The organism is Mesorhizobium sp. M4B.F.Ca.ET.089.01.1.1 (genome assembly GCF_004022605.1).
Taxonomy (GTDB): domain Bacteria; phylum Pseudomonadota; class Alphaproteobacteria; order Rhizobiales; family Rhizobiaceae; genus Mesorhizobium; species Mesorhizobium abyssinicae.
Window position 1 is genome coordinate 1 of record NZ_RZOS01000642.1, and the last position, 2,441, is coordinate 2,441.

The 2,441-nt window shown below is 59.1% G+C and carries 4 protein-coding genes and 1 pseudogene; all 5 read right to left on the reverse strand.

Annotated elements, in window-relative coordinates; all coding sequences use genetic code 11:
* Positions 1-168, reverse strand: a 168-nt coding sequence (locus EN780_RS32055; protein WP_189556909.1) for a recombinase family protein, incomplete at its 3' end; no start/stop codon positions are given.
* Positions 169-357: 189 nt separating this feature from the next.
* Positions 358-765, reverse strand: a complete 408-nt coding sequence (locus tag EN780_RS32060) for a DUF2442 domain-containing protein (protein WP_128276276.1) — start codon at positions 763-765, stop codon at positions 358-360.
* Entirely contained in the window at positions 758-997 is a 240-nt protein-coding gene (locus EN780_RS32065; protein ID WP_128276277.1) for a DUF4160 domain-containing protein, read from the reverse strand. The genes EN780_RS32060 and EN780_RS32065 overlap by 8 nt, the downstream gene beginning before the upstream one ends.
* 100 nt (positions 998-1,097) lie before the next feature.
* Positions 1,098-1,997 carry a tetratricopeptide repeat protein gene (locus tag EN780_RS32070; protein WP_210215065.1) on the reverse strand — a complete coding sequence of 300 codons (900 nt, stop codon included), beginning with the start codon at positions 1,995-1,997 and terminating at the stop codon, positions 1,098-1,100.
* A 14-nt stretch (positions 1,998-2,011) separates the two neighbouring features.
* Positions 2,012-2,368 (reverse strand): annotated as a pseudogene (locus EN780_RS32075) (Tn3 family transposase); the annotation flags it as partial.
* Positions 2,369-2,441: the final 73 nt, after the last annotated feature.

Consider the following 2,441-nt stretch of genomic DNA (forward strand, 5'->3'; position numbering starts at 1 on the left):
CCCATGAATGAAGTCGAGGATCGTGTTGAGCTGGGAGCGACCTTCGAGCGAGGCGCCGCTCTTTTGTTCCTCGCGGATGACCTCGCAGCCGGCCACCTTGAGCGCGGCGATTTGCGCGGCAAGGTTCTGGTCGGTAGTGGAGGTGCGGGCATATCCGATGTGGGCCATGCGAATTGTTCATTTTGAGTGTGCCATTGCGCTGTTTTGTTCAATATCTCGTTTCAAACCCAAAATAAACAGAGTTTCGCGGCCGCGACGTGTTCATTGGCGTTGTGCAGGGTGGGTATACCCATATGTGACAAGAAGGGCTTGGCTCTACCGTCACGCGATCCAGGCAGCGACGACAAGCCATCAATGTCAGCCATTCGCAGATTTGCGAGGCCGGCCGCCCTTTGCACCATTCGCCCTTGCGGCTGTCGCCTTCGCCGGCGATGTAACCTGTCCTGCTCGTCTGGCCATATAGGCTTTAGTGCCAAAGATACCCGCCAACAGGCCAGGGACAGAAAGATCGACATCAAGGGCTTCCCAGTGCAGGCCATAGCCTGCCCCTAAGATCTCGACCATGGCGATCTGGTCCTCGGTTGCCGCTTCCAGCCCCTGGGCCATGCGCGGTGGGAAAGCGAAGGTGCAACCGTTCGTCAAATCTACAATGATGCGGCTGCTCCGCTTGTCATAGCGAGCAGACGCCGCGCGCGGCTCCGCCTGCCGCGCAATCCGGCCACGCTCCATGGCCGCGTCGATCTCCACATCTGTCAGTTCAACCATGGATTTGCCTCCATCTGTCGAGAAACTGTGCCTGCTGCTCCAGGACGATCTCCATCGCACGGCGCACATCGTTCCGCTTCATGCCCTCGGCCCAGACCAGAGCCGGTGCGCCATCCGGCCCGATCAGATTGATTTTGACCTGCCCGTCACCGAATACATGCACATGCGCGGGTTCGTGATCGTCAGTGAAGATGACAATGCGCAGCCCGTGCGCACGATAAATGGTGACCATAAGTGCATATAACCTATCACGATGGGTTATTCAATAACATGGTCCCACCCCGTGTTCGTATCTCGGCAGGTCTTCCATGCATTGGCTTCCAGGCCGGCAATCATCCCCGCCGCTTTCGCGGTTTCAGTTTGGAGGTGGCCCGCGTCAGCCATTCAACTGCGCCGAGCGTCGCCTGCCAGGCCTCGCCATTTTCCTCGACGTAGTCGGCCGCCTCATCCTCGCCGCCCATGGTGATGTAGCCGTCCATGGAGGCGACCAGAGGCTGCTTGCCGGACAGGACGCCAGGCACATGGCTGTTCGCCCGCCAGGCTTGCTCGGCCAGCTTGTCGGCGTCCGGATCGTTTTCGCGGAAAGCCAGAAGCGCCTGCGTATAAAGCCATGCGGCGGCGATATCATCTTCGTACTGCTTGATGAGCTTTTTCAGACCTTTGATATCATTGCGCGCCAGCAGATGTCCGGCCAGTACATAGCGGATGCCCTGATTGTCATTGGGATTGAGTTCAAGCATCTCCAGATAATGGTCGATCGCCTCCTGATGCCGGCCGAGGCGCCAGAGCACTGCGGCAATACCTGCCCGCGCGCGCATGTAGGGACGGGTTTCAAGAAAGCCCCAGAAGTGACCGGCATATTCCTGGAAACCCTCGGGTCCGAGCGCCTCTTCACCCGCTGCGACGCCCCTCTGGTAGCAGTCCAGCACTTCCTCGGCAGACCTTGCCTCTTCTTCGGCCAGAAGGACATAGGCGTCAGTGCACAATGGTGAGATTTTGAGCGCTTTCCTGGCGAGCGCGATACGCTTGCTGCGACTGGTCGCTTCCCAAGCCTCGTACATGATTTCTTGCGCCGCGTGGGTCGGGTTACTTCCACGTCCGCCGAAAAGACCAGCCATAAACCCCTCCATGCCGCGCCGGTCGGGCAGCGGAGGCCGCGCGTTGTCATTTTCCGACGTCTTGGTTTTCGCCGCTGTCTTCTTCCGGGGCTTCTTCGACACAGGCATCTTCATTCCCTCCACATTTGTTATGCCGCCTGCTTTCGCTCGAAATCGATGCGGCGATTGAGATCGAGGTCGAAGCGGCCATAGGGGTTAACGTGGCTATAGATCAGCGGCGTGAGGCCACGATAATCCGCGGGCGCCAGCCGCGCCGACCATTTCGGCTCGCTCAGCACCGACTGCATCATCCTGGTGTTCACATAGACCAGCGACGCCTGTAAGAGATGCAGGGCTAGCGCCGAGATTTCTTGAGCCTCCAGCCGGTTGGTCGCAATCTCGCCACCCTTGCCGAAAAAGACGAAGCTAGTGGCGCTGTTCCAGTTCTCGACCACGTTCAGGCCTTCATGGATTTCCCGGCGGAATGCCTCGTGGCGCAGATATCGACTGCCTCGAGCGCTTCCCGGTAAATGAAGCGCCGGCTCACATGAAGCAGTTCCTCGTAGCTGACATCCGGAC

Bases quoted from the DNA above. Each gene is read 5' to 3' on its own strand.
- EN780_RS32060 (WP_128276276.1), bottom strand. From the start codon at position 765: ATGGTTGAACTGACAGATGTGGAGATCGACGCGGCCATGGAGCGTGGC.
- EN780_RS32065 (WP_128276277.1), bottom strand. From the start codon at position 997: ATGGTCACCATTTATCGTGCGCACGGGCTGCGCATTGTCATCTTCACT.
- EN780_RS32070 (WP_210215065.1), bottom strand. From the start codon at position 1,997: ATGAAGATGCCTGTGTCGAAGAAGCCCCGGAAGAAGACAGCGGCGAAA.